Raw genomic sequence first — 16030 nt, 5'->3', positions numbered from 1 at the left:
ATGACAACGCCCCTGGTGAAGATCCGCTCCGAACGCGACCAGATGTCGGCCATCGAGCGCCGCATCGCCGACTTCATCCTCGACAACGCGCACCTGCTGCGCGACTACTCCTCGCAGCAGCTGGCCAGCGCACTGGGCGTCAGCCAGTCGAGCGTGGTCAAGTTCGCGCAGAAATTCGGCTTCAAGGGCTATCCCGACCTGAAGTACACCATCGGCGAGGCAGTCGCGCGCAACGGCAACGGGCAGGCGCAACCCCCGGCGTCCGCAGGTGACGAGGCGGGCGATGCTTACCAGCGACTGCAGGATGGGCTGCGGCGCAGCAAGGCCTCGGCCGAGGAAGAAACCCGCAGCCTCAACCCGCGCTCGCACATCGAGCCGATCGTCGAACTGATCGACCGGGCGGACAAGGTGTTCGTCTGCGGCCTGGGTGACGACGGCCTGTTCGCGCGCGAGTTCGCGATGCGGCTGTCGCTGCTCGGCGTACTGACCGTGCACCATACCGATCCGATCCTGATGATGGCCAACTTGTCGGCAACGCGGCCCGGCGACGTGCTGCTGATGTTCTCCGAATTCGGCAAGTTGCCCGAGCTGTCCCAGGTCAGCCGGCAATTCCAGGCCTGCGAAGGCAAGGTCATCTCGATCACGCGGCATACCGCCAATCCCTTGCGCGCGCATGCCGATGCCGCGCTGTTGATTTCCGCGCACGACCCTGCGCCGCACGTGGAACAACTGCTGTACCGTTCTTCGCTGCAATCGCTGCTGGATTTCGTCTTCGTACTGTTGTGCCAGACCAATCCGGACCGGAACCGGCAACTCGCCATCAATCTTGAACGCATCCATCATCTGCTGGAGTCGTGATGCCCGCACTGCCGTCCATGCGTCACTCGTTCCGCTCGCTCGCCTTCGCAGCCCTCATGCTCGCGTACGGCGACAGCGCATCCGCCGCAGGCACGCAGGCGTCCACTTCGCTACCCTGGCGCGATGCACGCCAGATGGTGCTGGTCCTGACCGATGGCTGGGATGCCACCAGCGGCACGCTGCAGCGCTTCGAATTCAGGGACGGGCGCTGGCAATCCGAGGCGTCCGCCGCGCCCATCACGGTGGGACGCAATGGATCGGCATGGGGCGACGGGCTGCACCCGGCGCAACCGCAGGGGCCGGTGAAGCAGGAAGGGGATGGACGCGCGCCCGCCGGTATCTTCACTCTGGGCGAGGCATTCGGCTACGGATCCAAGGCAGGCACGGCCATGCCGTATCGTCCGATGCATGCGACCAGCTACTGCATCGACGTGCCGGACTCCCCGCTCTACAACCGCATCATCGATACCCGCGAGCAGGGCGAAGCGGCCGCGAAGGGATCGACGGAACCCATGCGGCTGGACCTGCACAACAACGGCGACCCGCGCTACCGTAACGGCCTGGTGATCGGCCACAACCCCAACGCGACACCGCGTGGCGGCAGCTGCATCTTCGCGCACCTGTGGCGCACCCCCGGCGAAGCGACGGCGGGCTGCACCGCCATGGCATCCGGGACGATGGACAGCTTGCTGGCCTGGCTGCGGCCGGACGCACGGCCGGTGTTCGTGTTGCTACCGCGCGATGAATACGCGCGCCTGGCGCATGACTGGCGGCTACCGGAGGCGACGCGATGAGGTGGCCCGGCGCCACGGCGCGCGTACTGCTCGGATTGGGCGCCGGTGCCGTTGCCGGCCTGTCCCTGGCGCACTGGCTGCCGGACAGCGCGGGCACCGCGGTCGCGATCGCGCAGCCGATCGGCAAGCTCTGGCTCAGCGGCCTGCAGATGACCGTGGTGCCGCTGGTGCTGTCGCTGGTGATCCTGGGCGTCGCCACCGCCAGCGATGCGGCGGCCTCCGGCCGCGTCGCACGACGCGCGATGGTGGTCTTCATCAGCCTGCTTTCCCTGTTCGCCGCCTATGCCGCGATCGTCGCACCGCTCGTGCTGTCACTGGTGCCGCCGAGTGCCAGCCTCACAGCCACCTTGCGCGGCACATTGCCCGCAGCTGGCGAGATGGCAACACCCGGGCTCGCGGACTGGATAGGATCGGTGGTGCCCAGCAACGCCATCATGGCGGCGGCACAGGGCGCGATGCTGCCAGTGGTGGTGTTCGCGCTGTTCTTCGGGTTTGCGTTGACCCGCGTGCAGGAAGACCGACGCGTGCAGATCATCGCGTTCTGCCATGGCATCGCCGACACCATGATCGTGATCGTGCGCTGGATGCTGGTGGCGGCGCCGATAGGCGTCTTCGCGCTGGTGCTGGCCGTGTGTGCGCAGGCGGGTATCGGCGTGATCGGCGCGCTGGCCGGGTACATCGGCCTGCAATGCGGCATGTATCTCGGCGCCACGCTGATCTGCTACGTCCTGGTTGCGGCCTTCGCACGCCAGTCGCCGCTCGCTTTCGCCAAGGCGATCCTGCCGGCCCAAGTGGTGGCTGCCAGCACGCAGTCATCCCTGGCTTCGCTGCCGGCGATGGTGGAAAGCGCACGCTTCCGTCTGGGGCATCCGCGCGCGGTGGCTGCGCTGGTATTGCCGATGGCGGTGACGCTGTTCCGGATCACCAGCCCGATCCAGTACATCGTCGCTGCATGCTTCGTCGCGTGGGCATACGGCATCGACGTGAATGCGGTGACGCTGGCAGCCGGCGCCGCGTTGGCGGTGGTGATCAGTCTCGGCTCTATCGGCCTGCCCGGGCAGGTCAGCTTCATGGCAACGGTGATGCCGGTGACGCAATCGATGGGGCTGCCGATCGAGCCGCTGGGCCTGCTGCTTGCAGTGGATACCATTCCTGATGTCTTCGCGACCACCGGCAATGTCACCGGTGATCTCACCGCGACCAGCATCGTCGCGCGCCAGTCTCCCGACGCGCGCGATGCGGATGAAGTCGCCAACTGAGGCGGCGAACTGCTTCCAGGCACAACCGGTTGATGCGATGCGTCGATGCACCATCGGCATCACGGATGACGAGGCAGGATGTCTGGAGCGCCTACGGACCTGCGACCACGCTGCTCAGAGCGGCTGAGGCCGCTGCTCGGCACGCCGCGCGCTTGACGCGGGATGGTTCGAGTTCCGGTAGGCGCTGACAAGCCGGCGCAGGGCATCGGCGACGTCTGGATGGGATTCCAGGGATGCGATCACCACATCCCAGATGCCTTCATGGGTCCATCGCGTGAAGCGGACATAGACGCTATGCCAGGGGCCGCATGCCCTGGGCAACCGGCCCCAGGGCTGCTGCGTGACCGCGACCCACAGCACGCCTTCGAGAAAGCTCCGGGTGCCCACTCCGTTCAGTGCCCTTGCGCGCACCAGTGGCGGCAATGTCGCGACGATCGCATTCCATCGCATTTCATCGAGTAGAACGGCAGGCGTGTCCATGTCCCCGCACCCGTGTTCCAGCACCACCCCACCGCCGTGGTCTTCCATCATCGCGTAGCTCCTGCCGCTCCGAGAAAAGCCTGCGCGCCTGCACGCGCTGCGAAATCCTTCCGCTTGCCAGTTCAATTCGTTGCTTTTTGCCGGAAGAGGACAAACCCAGGTCCACATCAATCAAGGCGCGAAATACAACCGGCAAAAGTTCCCCGCGCGACCACTCAATTTATGTACTGCTAAGTTTGATATTCAGGGCTTGTTGTGAGCTGGAGCGGATACTTCGGCCACCGTCGCTTCCCCGAGGCGACGGATACACAACAACAAAATAAAAAGGCGTTCCCATGAAGAAGTCCTTGCTTGCCCTGACCCTGCTGGCTGCCGCTCCTTTCGCTGCGTCGGCTGCCGAAGGTGTGTCCTACAACTATGTGGAGGGCGGTTATGTCGCCTCCAACCTCAGCGATGGCCTGCCCGATGCCGATGGCTGGGGCGTGAAGGGTTCCGTTGCGATCGCGCCGAACTTCAGCATCTTCGGCGACTACACCACGCAGGAAATCGACAACACCAATTTCGATATCGACAACTGGCGCCTGGGCCTGGGCTACAACCACGAGATCAGCCAGCGTGCCGACCTGATCACCCGCGTGGCCTACGAGCGTTATGAAACGCCGGTCGACGACTTCAACGGCTACAGCGCCGAAGTCGGCGTGCGCGGTGCCATCGCCCCGAAGTTCGAGGGCTACGCCACCGTCGGTTACGAAGACGGCAGCGATTTCGACGGTGATTTCTACGGTCGCCTCGGCGCGCAGGTGAAGTTCAACCAGAACTGGGGCCTGAGTGGCGACGTGAAGTTCGCCGACAACGACACCCAGTGGTTCGTCGGTCCGCGTTTCACCTGGTAACCCGCAAGAGCGTTCCCCGCGACGCGTCCCTCTCTCCCCGCGTCGCACCCAGCCCGGCCCTTGTGGCCGGGCTTTTTCATGCGTCAAAGAAAAAGCCCGGCCACAAGGGCCGGGCTGATTCGGTACGCCGCGTCGGATTACTTGAACAGTGTTTCCGGATACTCCGGCTTCTGTTCGCGCGACAACAGGTGCTGCAGGCCGGCAGCAGGCGTGAGATCGCCATGCAGCACGGCACGCACCGCGCTGGAGATCGGCAGGTCGATGCCATGGCGATCGGCCTGGCGCATGACCTCGTCGGCGGTCTGCACCGATTCCACCACCTGGCCAATCTCGCGTACCGCGTCCTGCAACGACTGACCACGACCCAAAGCGAGGCCAAGCCGGCGGTTGCGCGACAGGTCGCCGGTGCAGGTCAGCACCAGGTCGCCCAGGCCGGCAAGGCCCATGAGGGTTTCCGGCTTGGCACCGATCGCTGCGGAAAGGCGCAGCATTTCGTTCAGGCCACGGGTGATGAGGCCTGCACGGGCATTGAGGCCCAGTTGCATGCCATCGGCTACGCCGGTGGCGACCGCCAGCACGTTCTTCATCGCGCCACCAAGCTCGGCGCCGACCATGTCATCGCCGGTATAGGCGCGGAACGCCGGACCGTGCATGACATCCGCCACGGCCTGGGCGAACGCGGCGTCGGCACCGTGCACCGTCACCGCCGTGGGCAGGCCCAGTGCGACTTCCTTGGCGAATGACGGGCCTGTGACCACGGCCAAGGGCACGTCCGGGCCCAGGATGTCCTCGGCCACTTCATGCAGAAAGCGGCCCGAGCCGGTTTCAAAACCCTTGGTGGCCCACGCCACGCCGGCACGCGCCGGGCGCAGCGGGGCGACCAGTTTCAGTGTCTCGGTGAAGGCGTGCGACGGCACCACGATCAGCACCTGGTCCGCATCGGCGAGCGATGCGGCCAGGTCGGTGGTGGCACGCAGGTTTTCCGGCAGCGGAATACCCGGCAGGTAGCGGGTGTTCTCGTGTTGCTGGTCGATGGCGGCGGACACCACGGGATCGCGGCCCCACAGCGTGACCGCGTGCCCGTGCCGGGCCATCAGGGCCGCCAGCGCGGTGCCCCAGGAACCGGCACCGAGGACGGCGATCTTCAGTGGATTGTCCGGCGCTGGTTCGGCCATCCGTCCCCCTGCGTTCTGCGTCGCGGTATCCGACGGTTGCACGGCCAATCAGGCGTTGCCGACAGGTTCCGAATTGGCCAGCTGGCCTTCGGCTCCGCCCTGGGCGGCGCGCTGGCGCAGCGATTCGGCATACAGGGCTTCGAAGTTGATCGGCTGCAGGAAGAACGGCGGGAAGCCGCCGGCCTGCACCAGGTCGCTGACCAGCTGGCGCACATACGGGAACAGGATGTTCGGGCACTGCGTGCCGAGCAGCACGTCGACAGCCTGCGGCTCCAGGCCGATCAGGCCGAAGATGCCCGCCTGCTGCACTTCCGCCACATACGCCGTCTTGTCGCCGGCCTTGCAGCTCAGGGTCACGCCGAGCACGACCTCGAATGCATTCTCGCCCAGGCGCTGCACACGCTGGTTGAGGTTGAGCTGCAGCTCCGGCTGTACGTTCTCGGCGAACACCGCCGGGGCGCCGGGGACCTCGAAGGAAACGTCCTTGACGTAGATCTTTTCGACAGTGAAAGCGGGGCCAGCGGCTTCGGCGGCAGGCGCGACCGCGCCGTTGGTGGTCTCGTCGGACATTTCTTGACTCCGGAATCTGGATTGCTGCGGTGAATGGAAATTATGTCATGGCGGCACGCGGCGCCCTGTTCAAGGGCGGGACCGCGGCCAAAGCGGACTCAGCGGCCCTTGACCAGCGGCAGGTCGGCCTGCTGCCAGGCGGCGATGCCGCCTTCCAGCGCATAGACCTTCTCGAAACCCGCTTTCTTCAGACGCTTGGCGGCACCCGCCGAGGCCTGCCCGGTGCGGCAGATCAGCACAACCGGCAGGGCCTTGGAACCGGCCAGCAACTTGCTTTCGGGGTCGAAGCTGCTGGGCAGCACGTTGCGGCTGCCCGCGATGTGGCCCTTTTCGAAGTCGTTGCTCGCCGACAGGTCGACCACCAGCGCGTTCTCGCTGTTGACCAGGTGGGTCAACTCGGCCGGGCGCAGCGCCGTGTAGCCGCGGAACAGGCGGGCGATCTCGGTGTAGATGATCGCGACCGTCAGGCCGACAAGGGCCAGTGACAGCATCTGGTTCCAGGGCGAACCGGTGGCAAAGGCCAGGATTTCTTCGAAATTCACGGGATTTGGAGGCAGTGGAGCGGGCGGCGATTGTCGCACAGGACGTCGCCGGGGCGTCGGACGGCTACTCCCCGTCCCACAGGTCCGGCAGACCCACCACCAGCCACCAGCGCTTCATTTCCGGATCCCAGCGCCAGCGTTCGCGGTAGCGCAGGGTCCGCTCGGCCATGGTGTGCTTGTTGATCACGCGCAGTTCGACCGCACGCTCCACCGTCCCGTCCGGGCCGGCACTGGTCGAGACGTCGCGGTACCCGGAGATCTGGACCTGCTGGTAGCGTTCGAACTCCAGTTCGGTCATCGGATGCTCGAGCTTGTAGGCGGGATCGACGGCCTGCCAGGCGTTCTCGAAATCCCCCCAGCGGATCGACGCCGCGTACATATCCTGCAACTGCTGCAGCTTGCCGCGCTGCAGGCGGCTCTGCGCGGCAGCGGGTGCCAGCACCAGCATCAGCAGCCCCGCAGCCAACAGCATCTTCCGGATCACGCGCATGGCACCCCCTCGGTCATGCCGGCATGCTACCGCTTTGCGATGGCGACGAACCGTCCCGCCAGCGTGGTAGCGCTGCCGCCTTCAGGCAACAGAACCCTGGCTTCGACCTGGATACGCGCGCGGCCACGCTGCACCAGCGTATCCACGAAGGTCTCCCAGGACTGTCCTTCGCCGAAGGTGGCGTCCGCCACCAGGTCGGCGTACAGCGGCGCGAGGTAGCGGATCTGGCTGTCGGCCACGTAGACCTCGGCCTTCAGGCCCGCCAGACGGAGTTTCAGCGTCACCAGTCCCCAGCCGGCCACGGTCATCAGCGAGGTCAGGCTGCCGCCGAAGGCGTTGCCTTTGTCGTTGACGTTGGCGGACAGCGGGGCGGTCAGGCGCAATGTCCCATCCTGGAAGCCATCGACTTCCACGCCCATCGCCGCCACGGGCGGCATGCCACGACAGTACTCACGCAGTTCCCGCAAGGCTTCTTCCGCACTCATCACTCATAATCCGCGCATGGGACACCCAACGCCGCCGGCATGGTACGTCATCTCGCTGCGGCCCCAGGGCGGCCACGATGCACTGCGCCGTGCCGCGCGACGCCACGGTGCCGGCTTGCTGGCCCTGTCGCCCTGGCGCATCCAGCGATGCGACGACAGCGCCACGCGTGCTGATCTGCGTGACGCCCTCGCCTGCCCGACCGTCGTGTTCACCAGTCCCGCCGCGGTTTCGGCGGCGCACGCCCTGCAGCCTCTGGAGGCGCAATCCGGGCAGTCATGGCTGGCGGTGGGATCCGGTACCGCGGCGGCGCTGCGCCGCGCCGGCATCGGGCACGTGTCATTCCCTGCGCGCATGGATAGCGAAGGCCTGCTCGCGCTGCCGGCGCTGACCGACGTGCGCGGGACGGATGTCGGCTTCGTCACCGCTCCTGATGGCCGCAACCTGCTGATACCCACGCTGGAATCCCGGGGCGCCCGCCTGCATCGCGCCGAGGTCTATCGGCGTGAACCCGTCGCGCTGACACCCCGCGCACGCTCGGCACTCGCCGGCCTGCACGCACCCGCCTGCCTGCTGGTGAGCAGCGGGGGGGCCCTGGAGCAACTCCTCGCGCAACTGCCGGGTGCGTTGCTGGCACGCCTGCGGGGCACCACCGTGGTCGCCGCGAGTGCGCGCTTGGCCGACGCTGCGCGCGATGCCGGGTTCACGCGCGTCCTCCAGGCGGCTGGTCCGCGCCCGGCGCAGATGGTCATGACGGCCTGCTCGGCCATGCTTCCCGGCATCCGGTAGCATCTGCGGCGTCCATCACGTTTTCGACCGCCGACAAGGATGCTTGTGTGAACGACGAACCCTCCCCTCCCCGCCATCCCGGTGGTGCCGGCCGCCTCATCGCCGTGTCGCTGGTGGTGCTGGTCGTGGGCATCGGCGCATGGCGTGGCTGGTCGTGGTGGCAGGCGCGCAATGCCGACGAGCTGACCGCGCAGTCCGCGCAGTCCGCGGCCATGCAACGCATCGAGGCCCTGGAAGCACGCACGGACGGCTTGCGGCGCGATCAGCGCGCGCAGGCGCAGCGCCTGCTCGATGCCGCGACCACCAATCGCGTGCTGCGCGACGAAGTGATCGGCCTGGGCCAGCGCGGCGCCTTGCTGGAGGAAAGCGTTGCCAAACTGACCGACCCGAATCGACACGGTGCGCAGGCGCTGCGGCTGGACGAAGTGGAACTCCTGCTTTCGCAGGCGGCGCAGCGACTGGACATCGCGCGCGACCTGGACGGCGCGCGACGCGCTTATGCGCTTGCCGCCGGCACCCTGGACGGGATGGACGACCACCGCCTGTTGAACCTCAAGCAGACGCTGGCGCAGGAGCGCGCTGCGATGGATGCGCTGGGCGCTGGAACGCAGGCGGAGTCGCTCGCGCAACTGGGCGCCCTGGCCGATGCGCTCGCGGGCCTCCCGCGCGACAGGATGGTGGATGCGCAGGCTCGCCCGGCGTGGCAGCGCATGCTCGCGCCCCTGGTCGACGTGCGGCCCACGCGCGATACCACGCTGGTGGCACCCGACGATCGCGCCACCGCGGACGCGGCACTGCAGATCGAGATCAGTCTTGCGCGGGCTGCGCTGGAACGCGGGGACGTTGCCGGCCAGCGCGCCGCCCTCGCACGCATCGCCACATGGCTGCCACGGTTGTGGCCCGATTCACCGCAACGACGGCAGGTTCAGGTGCAGCTGCGCACATTGCAGCAAGCGCCCGCACCCTCGCGCCCGGCCGTGCTGGGCAGCACGCTGCAGCAGTTGCGGGCAATGCGCAACGCGGGCGTGCACACGTATGTGCCGACCGCGCCCGCAAACACGTCGGAGGTGACGCCATGAAGCCGTTCCGCACCGTGATGTTGCTGCTGTTGCTGGTCATGGCCGGCGTGCTGGCCGCGCAATGGATGGCGGGCACCGATCGCGACCTGGGCGAGGTGTTCATCCGCTTCGGCGGTTACGACCTGCATACGAACGTGCCGCGCGCGCTGCTCTCGTTGATGCTGGTCGGTACGGTGGCGTGGCTGGCATGGCGACTGATCTCGCTGCCGTTCCGTGCCTGGGGTCGCCATCGCCGCAAGCAGGCGCGCGCACGCCTCATCGAGGGCCTGGACGCACTGCACGCGGGGCAGTGGCAGAAGGCCGAGAAACTGCTGGAGCGCGCCGCGGACGATGCCGAGGTCGGCCCGGTCGCGCGCACCGCCGCCGTGCAGGCGGCGCGGGAGCGTGGTGACGAAGCCGCCGTGCAGCGCCATCTCGCCGCGCTGCGGGATCGCTCCACCACCGCGCATGCATTGGCATCGGCACAGATCGCACTGGACACCGGACGGCCGGACGACGCGCTCACCACGCTCGATGCCGCCGATGTGCAGCCGCTGCCACCACGTGGCCTGGTGTTGCGCACGCAGGCGTTGGCCGCCACCGCGCGCGCGGGCGACGCCTATGGGCTACTCGGTGCGCTGAAGCAGAACCAGGCCCTGGCGCCTGCGGCGTTCGATGCGCTGGAGATCCGCCTGGCCTCGCAGTCGCTGATCGAAGCCGCCGATCCGAATGTATTGGCCGAACGTTGGGAAACGCTCACCAAGCCGCTGCGGCTCCAGCCGGCCGTCGTTGCGGCCTATGCCGAACGCGCCGCCGCGCTGCGCTGGGAAGACGCCGCCACCCGCAGCATCGAGCAGGCGCTGGAAGCGCGCTGGGACGAATCGCTCGCCGCGCTGTACGGGCGCCTGCCCGTCGGAAAGCTCGATTCCCGCCGCGCCAGCGCGCAGCACTGGCTGGCGGCCCATCCTGCCAGCCCTTCGCTGCTGCTTGCCCTGGGTCGACTTTCGCGCCTGCAGGGGCAGTGGACGCAGGCACAGGAATTCCTGCACCGCGCGATCGCGCAGGGCGCGGGTGCCGAGGCATGGGAAGAGCTTGGCGACGGCTTCGGCGCGGCAGGCGACGCCACAATGGCGCAGCAGTGCTACAGCAATGCGCTGAAGGCCGCGCATGGCGGCGCGACCGTCGAATTGCCCGGGCGCGACTTGAAACAGAAGATCCACGCTGAGGCCGTCGTGGAAGAACGCGACGCGCACGGGTTGCCGCGACTCAGGGACTGAGCGCGCGGCGTTCGGTCAGCCGGCCGCCGGCTTCCGGCGCCAGCGCCGCCAGCCCAGCCACAGCGCCAACACGCAGAGCCACAACGGCCACAGTGCCGCCAAGGCAACGACGACCTCCAGTCCCCCGCGCCAGCCGACTGCGAGCGCATCGCCCAGCCGGTTGAAGAAGCCCGGTCCGTTGTCGCGGAACACCGCGTCCACGTCGACGCGCTCGGCCTTCCGGACCTGCGCATCCTGGCGCAGCGACAGCGTGATCGTGCTGAAGGCGACGCGGTCTTCGAACTCTTTCTGCGCGATCAATGCTTCGTCGCGGCTGGCGCGCGCTGCGCCCCGTGACTGGATGGCATCGGTCTTGTCGCCCAGCTTGCCGCCCGCCTGCACGGCGTCGCCCAGCTCCTGCTGTTCGTCCTGCGCGCGCTGGCGTGCCAGCTGCTGGCGCAGCAGATCGAACTGCGCATCGCGGGCCGAGAAACTGCGCTGGTCCAGGAATTCCATCTGCGCAGCGACGGCGCGCAGGAATGCCTGCGTGCGTTCGCTCGGCACGCGCACCGTTAGCTCGCCCTGCAGGGTGTACTCGGTCAGTTCCAGTCGTTTGCCCTGTCCCAGCGGCCGGCTCAGCACGCGCTGCACCTGCGAGGTGATCTCGTTGTCGGCGACGAATCCGCCCTGCGCGGCAACCTCATCCTCGATCGCCAGCGCGGTGCGGTAGACATCCGCCACCTGGAACTGCGCCTGGGCGGTGCGGATGAAGCGGCGCTGCGGATCGACCTGGGTAGACACATCCGAGGCCATCTGCGAAGGGTCGACGCCGGGCCCCTGCAGGGCAGATGCATCCACGCTTTTCTGCGGTGCCCCAGCGCCAGCGAAGTCATCCGGGGCCGCTTCGGCCATCACCGGCGCCGCTCCGGCGTCGGCGCTCGATTCGGCGGCCGCAGTAGCATCGGACTCGGCCATCTCCCGCTTGCTGCAGGCGACAACGAGGATCGAGAAGGCCAACAGCGGAACGACGCAGTACATCCTGTGCAAGCGCATGGAGACTCCAGGGCAGCGGGGCAGTGGCCGGCGGTACCGGCCCGACTACCAACGCATGGCACGGCCCACCGGGGTTGGCCTGCATCATTCCACGCCTGGATGCGTTGTGGTGAAGGTCGCCGCGTGGACCAGCGGGACCGTGTGACAATCGGTTCGCCTGCCCTTCGGTGATCCGCGATGACCCGATTCCTGCGTGCCGCTTTGCTCCTGGTCCTGCTGACCGCCACGGCCACGCATGCCAGGACACCGGTCGCCACTGGCACCGGCGGGGCCGCGGCAACGATCAGCGAGCAGGCCACCCGGTCGGCCATCGCGGTCCTCGACCGCGGCGGCAATGCGGTCGATGCCGCCGTCGCAGCGGCAGCCACGCTCGGGGTGACGGATCCCTTCAGTTGCGGGATCGGCGGTGGCGGCTTCATGGTGGTGTACCTGGCGAAGGAGAAGCGCGTGGTCACGCTCGACCATCGCGAGACGGCACCCGCCGCGGTCACGCCCGCCCTTTTCATCGAAGACGGTCGGGAAATGGATTTCGATACCGCCGTTGCCAGTGGCCTGTCGGTCGGCGTGCCGGGCACCGTGCGCGGCTGGCATGAGGCGCTGCAGCGTTACGGCACGATGTCGTTCGAACAGGTCCTGGCGCCCGCCATCATCGTGGCAGAGCAGGGCTTCACGGTGGACGCGAACTTCTCGGGGCTGGTGGCGCGAAATGAAGGCAAGTTCCGCCGCTTCCCTGCCACCGCCGCGCTGTATCTGCGGGGCGGCAAGGCAATTCCCGCCGGCACGACGCTGCGCAACCCCGATCTCGCACGCACCTACCGCCTGCTGGCTCGCGGCGGGGTGGAGGCGTTCTACGAAGGCCCACTGGCGCGCGCGATCGTCGATGCCGTCAATCGTCCGCAGACCGCTGTCGGCGTTTCCGTGCGCGGCGGCCGCATGACGCTGGCGGATCTGGCCGACTACGAAGCCCGCGTGCGCGCGCCGGTGCGCTCCACCTACCGCGGCTATGAGCTGTACGGCATGCCGCTGCCGAGCAGTGGCGGCGTGACCGTGTTTGAAGCGCTGAACATTCTCGAAGGCTACGACCTGAAGACGCTGCCGCGCGCGCAGGTCGAACATCTTTACCTGGAAGCGAGCCGCCTCGCCTTCGCCGACCGCGATGCCTACCTGGCCGATCCCGAATACGTGGATGCGCCCGTGGCCGGCCTGCTGAGCAAGGATTACGCGGCCCGGAGACGCGCGTTGATCGATCCGGCCCGCGCGGCGTCCGGTCCGGTCACCGCGGGCGATCCGTTCGCCTTCCAGCAGGATGCGAGTTACCCGCTGCGCCCCGCGCCGCGCGCGCTGCTGCCTGAAAGCGCGCACACCACGCACCTGACCGTGTCGGACAAGGACGGCAACGTCGTCGCCTACACCTTCACCATCGAGGACTGGGGCGGCAGCGGCATCGTCGTGCCGGGTTACGGCTTCCTGCTCAACAACGAGCTGACCGACTTCGATTTCACCGGTCCGCATCCGAACGTGCCCGAAGGCGGCAAGCGCCCGCGCAGCAGCATGACGCCGACGCTGGCACTGAAGGACGGCAAGCCCGCGTTCTCGATCGGCAGCCCGGGCGGCTCGACGATCATCACCACGGTGCTGCAGACCATCGTCAACCACGTGGACCTGGGCCTGCGCATGGACCAGGCCGTGGATGCGCCGCGGCTGTCGCAGCGCAATGGCGCGATGACGTACATCGAGCCCGGCTACGCGGACAGCGTGCAGGCGAAGGCGCTGATGCAGCGCGGGCATCGCTGGTCAGGCCTTGTGGAGGAAATCGGCGCCACCAATGCGCTGGTGTTCAACCCAGACGGCACGGTGACGGCGGTCAGCGAAGGTCGCCGCCACGGCATCGGCAGCGCGCAGGTGCAGACGCCAGCGCGGTGACGCGGCGCCTGCTACCGGAAGAAAACGATGAAGGCACGCATCGCGGCATTCACGCCGCGACGGCTCATCGCTCGATGATCGCCACCACGCCCATGCCGCCGGCGGTGCAGATGGACACCAGCGCGCGACCACCGCCCCGTTGCTTCAGTTCCTTGGCGACGGTAGCGACGATGCGCGCACCCGTGGCAGCGAACGGATGGCCCGTCGCCAGCGAGGAGCCGTTGGGGTTCATCTTCGCGGGATCGATCCTGCCCAGCGGTGCGTCCAGGCCCAGACGGTTGCGGCAGTAGTCCTCGCTCTCCCACGCGCGCAGCGTGCACAGCACCTGCGCGGCGAAGGCTTCATGGATCTCGTAGATGTCGAAATCCTGCAGCGTCAGACCATGCCGCTTGAGCATCTCCGGCACGGCCACGGTCGGCGCCATCAGCAGGCCTTCGCCGTGGACGAAATCCACCGCGGACACCTGCGCGTCTTTCAGGTAGGCCAACGGCTCGTGGCCGTGCGCCTTCGCCCATTCGTCGCTGGACAGCAGCACGGCGGCCGCGCCGTCCGTCAGCGGCGTGGAGTTGGCCGCCGTCAGCGTGCCGCGGCCGGACGTCTTGTCGAACGCCGGCTTCAGTGTGGCCAGCTTTTCCAGCGAGGTGTCCGGGCGCAGGATGTTGTCGCGCTCCAGGCCGCGGAATGGCGCGATCAGGTCGTCGAAGAAGCCGCGCTCGTACGCGGCGGCCAGCTTCTTGTGCGAAGCAACGGCGAGTTCGTCCTGCGAGTCGCGCGAGATGCTCCACTCCTTCGCCATGTCTTCGCAGTGGTCGCCCATGCTCTTGCCGGTGCGCGGCTCGGCCACGCCGGGGAACTCGGGCTTCAGCTCGCCGAACTTGAAGCCGCTCACCAGCGCCTTCAGCTTGTCCTGCGTGGTCTTCGCGCGGTTGGCGGCGAGCAGGCGCGCGCGCAGCTTCTTGCCGTAGACGATCGGCACTTCGGAGGTGGTGTCGGAGCCACCGCCGATGCCGGAGTCGATCTGCCCCAGCGCGATCTTGTTGCCGATGTGGATGATGGTGTCCAGGCTGGTGCCGCAGGCACGCTGCAGCGTGATGCCCGGGGTCAGCGGCGACAGGCCGGACGACAGCGCGGCTTCACGGCCCAGGTTCCAGTCGGACGAATGCTTGATTACCGCGCCCATCGCCACTTCGCCCAACTGCTGGCCATGCAGGCCGAAGCGCTCGACCAGCGCGCCCAGCGTACGCACCGACATGCCCAGGTTCCCCACATCCGCGTAGGCCGTGTTCTGGCGGCAGAACGGAATGCGGACGCCGCCGAGGATGGCGACGGGGCGGGGTGCGGGCATGGGGACCTCTTTGCAGGTGATGGTGGTGGGGATGGAGTGAAGACGCCGTGCATGCGGCAGGCATAATGGGGGAGTGTAATGCGCCCCTCCACCGCCTCCAACCGCTGACATGACTCCATCCACAACCAGCCCCGTCGTGATGGGCGTGATCGCCCTGGAGTTGGCCGCCGGCAACCTGCCGCAGCGTGCGGCGCTGGCGGCCGCGGAAGCAAGCGAACTGGCCGGGAAGCTGGGGCGCGACCTCGCCACGCATGCACCACAGGTGCGTGACCTGGATCTCGTCTTCGCCGCTGCGCACTTCGATCCCGCCGAAGCCCTGCGTCCCGGCTGGCCGCTGCACCAGCGGCTGCGCGAACTGCACCAGCGCGCGCCCGGGCGCGGCGATGGTGCCCGTGTGATCGCGTTCGGTGCAGACGATGCCGGCGATGTGCCTTTGCCGCTGCAGGCCGATGCTGGACTGGGCGGCGGGTTGTTGCGCGTGCTGCCTTTCGTGCTGGCCGGCGACCACCATACGGTCGATGTCGTCGCAGAACGGTTGGAAACAGTCTTGCTGGAAACCGGCATGGCGCAGGCCGATACCGCATTGCTCGCACAGACCGCCTTCGGTGCGCAGATCGAGCACGCGCGCTACATGACGCTGCACGACCTCGCCGCGATGACCGCGATGCAATACGAGCATGGCGGCCTGGGCGCGCTGTGGCCGGTCATCGAAACCGCGCTGATGGCGCCGGCGGAAGAACAATGGCTGGATACGCTGCCGGAACCGCTGCTGCGGTATGCGGAGGGTGAAGTGCATATCGCGCTGTTCGAGCCCATGGCGTGGCGCGCGCGTTACGCGCCACGGGAAGCCACCGACGAGCGCCTCGAGCGCGCCTACCAGCACTTCCAGGCGCGACAACAGCAGATCGCGGCGGTGCTGGAAGCACACGGCATCCCGGTGACCTTCGCACACTGCCCGGCCAACGCGGATCCGCGGACTGCGATGGCGTGAAGGCGGACCTCCGCCCCACGCAATCCCTGTAGGAGGGGCTTCAGCCCCGAGGCTTTTTGCGGGGATGTCTT

Annotated in this window: 17 protein-coding genes; 9 read left to right on the top strand and 8 right to left on the bottom strand. The window is 67.8% G+C overall.

All coding sequences use genetic code 11. The features are described 5' to 3' along the window. Genes IB223_RS00225 through IB223_RS00215 form a run of 3 tightly spaced genes read left to right on the top strand, consistent with a single transcriptional unit; the run spans position 1 to position 2911 of the window. Positions 1-858, top strand: coding sequence for a MurR/RpiR family transcriptional regulator (locus IB223_RS00225; RefSeq protein WP_192199704.1), 858 nt, complete (start codon positions 1-3; stop codon positions 856-858). Between the two features lie 17 nt (positions 859-875). Then, positions 876-1652 carry a hypothetical protein gene (locus tag IB223_RS00220; RefSeq protein ID WP_192201180.1) on the top strand — a complete coding sequence of 259 codons (777 nt, stop codon included), beginning with the start codon at positions 876-878 and terminating at the stop codon, positions 1650-1652. After that, a complete protein-coding gene (locus IB223_RS00215) occupies positions 1649-2911 on the top strand; it encodes a dicarboxylate/amino acid:cation symporter (RefSeq protein ID WP_192199703.1) in 1263 nt (420 codons plus the stop codon). Before IB223_RS00220 ends, IB223_RS00215 begins: the two co-directional genes overlap by 4 nt. Positions 2912-3025: 114 nt before the next feature. Here IB223_RS00215 and IB223_RS00210 read toward each other — a convergent pair whose 3' ends face one another. Beyond that, positions 3026-3442: a transposase gene (locus IB223_RS00210; RefSeq protein WP_192199702.1), complete on the bottom strand. Its 417-nt coding sequence runs from the start codon at positions 3440-3442 to the stop codon at positions 3026-3028. 284 nt (positions 3443-3726) lie between these two features. Here IB223_RS00210 and IB223_RS00205 point away from each other — a divergent pair, with 284 nt between their 5' ends. Next, the gene (locus tag IB223_RS00205; RefSeq protein WP_192199701.1) at positions 3727-4284 is read left to right on the top strand and encodes an Ax21 family protein; all 558 of its coding nucleotides are present in this window, start codon (positions 3727-3729) and stop codon (positions 4282-4284) included. Between the two features lie 137 nt (positions 4285-4421). On the opposite strand, the gene IB223_RS00200 is transcribed toward IB223_RS00205, so the two are convergent. The 5 genes from IB223_RS00200 to IB223_RS00180 all read right to left on the bottom strand — a co-directional run bounded on the left by IB223_RS00200 (position 4422) and on the right by IB223_RS00180 (position 7546). Continuing rightward, the gene (locus IB223_RS00200) at positions 4422-5459 is read right to left on the bottom strand and encodes an NAD(P)H-dependent glycerol-3-phosphate dehydrogenase (protein WP_192199700.1); all 1038 of its coding nucleotides are present in this window, start codon (positions 5457-5459) and stop codon (positions 4422-4424) included. Positions 5460-5507: 48 nt separating this feature from the next. Continuing rightward, positions 5508-6029, bottom strand: a complete 522-nt coding sequence (gene secB, locus IB223_RS00195; protein ID WP_142122975.1) for a protein-export chaperone SecB — start codon at positions 6027-6029, stop codon at positions 5508-5510. A 98-nt stretch (positions 6030-6127) separates the two neighbouring features. Next, positions 6128-6571, bottom strand: a complete 444-nt coding sequence (locus IB223_RS00190) for a rhodanese-like domain-containing protein (protein WP_192199699.1) — start codon at positions 6569-6571, stop codon at positions 6128-6130. 64 nt (positions 6572-6635) lie between these two features. Further along, positions 6636-7061, bottom strand: coding sequence for a hypothetical protein (locus IB223_RS00185; protein ID WP_192199698.1), 426 nt, complete (start codon positions 7059-7061; stop codon positions 6636-6638). A gap of 26 nt (positions 7062-7087) precedes the next feature. After that, on the bottom strand, positions 7088-7546 hold the full coding sequence (locus tag IB223_RS00180; RefSeq protein WP_192199697.1) for a YiiD C-terminal domain-containing protein: 459 nt from the start codon (positions 7544-7546) through the stop codon (positions 7088-7090). Positions 7547-7562: 16 nt separating this feature from the next. Between IB223_RS00180 and IB223_RS00175 the strand changes: the two genes are divergently transcribed. The 3 genes from IB223_RS00175 to IB223_RS00165 are packed head-to-tail and all read left to right on the top strand — an operon-like array spanning position 7563 to position 10668. Next, on the top strand, positions 7563-8333 hold the full coding sequence (locus IB223_RS00175) for a uroporphyrinogen-III synthase (RefSeq protein ID WP_192199696.1): 771 nt from the start codon (positions 7563-7565) through the stop codon (positions 8331-8333). 47 nt (positions 8334-8380) lie between these two features. Then, positions 8381-9412, top strand: coding sequence for a hypothetical protein (locus IB223_RS00170; RefSeq protein WP_343227117.1), 1032 nt, complete (start codon positions 8381-8383; stop codon positions 9410-9412). Then, positions 9409-10668, top strand: coding sequence for a heme biosynthesis HemY N-terminal domain-containing protein (locus IB223_RS00165; protein ID WP_192199695.1), 1260 nt, complete (start codon positions 9409-9411; stop codon positions 10666-10668). The genes IB223_RS00170 and IB223_RS00165 overlap by 4 nt, the downstream gene beginning before the upstream one ends. 15 nt (positions 10669-10683) lie before the next feature. On the opposite strand, the gene IB223_RS00160 is transcribed toward IB223_RS00165, so the two are convergent. After that, positions 10684-11700, bottom strand: coding sequence for a DUF4349 domain-containing protein (locus IB223_RS00160; protein WP_192199694.1), 1017 nt, complete (start codon positions 11698-11700; stop codon positions 10684-10686). 177 nt (positions 11701-11877) lie between these two features. Between IB223_RS00160 and ggt the strand changes: the two genes are divergently transcribed. Beyond that, complete coding sequence (gene ggt / locus IB223_RS00155) at positions 11878-13623, top strand: gamma-glutamyltransferase (RefSeq protein WP_192199693.1); 1746 nt, start codon at positions 11878-11880, stop codon at positions 13621-13623. A gap of 64 nt (positions 13624-13687) precedes the next feature. Here the strand turns inward: ggt and IB223_RS00150 are convergent, their stop codons facing one another. Further along, a complete protein-coding gene (locus tag IB223_RS00150; RefSeq protein WP_192199692.1) occupies positions 13688-14968 on the bottom strand; it encodes an acetyl-CoA C-acetyltransferase in 1281 nt (426 codons plus the stop codon). Between the two features lie 109 nt (positions 14969-15077). Here IB223_RS00150 and IB223_RS00145 point away from each other — a divergent pair, with 109 nt between their 5' ends. After that, the gene (locus IB223_RS00145) at positions 15078-15959 is read left to right on the top strand and encodes a hypothetical protein (protein WP_192199691.1); all 882 of its coding nucleotides are present in this window, start codon (positions 15078-15080) and stop codon (positions 15957-15959) included. Positions 15960-16030 lie beyond the last annotated feature (71 nt).

Origin of the sequence: Pseudoxanthomonas sp. PXM03 (assembly GCF_014852005.1) — a bacterium.
Classification (GTDB): domain Bacteria; phylum Pseudomonadota; class Gammaproteobacteria; order Xanthomonadales; family Xanthomonadaceae; genus Pseudoxanthomonas_A.
Note: the sequence above shows the minus strand (reverse complement) of the source record. Positions and strands in the feature narration are given on the sequence as shown.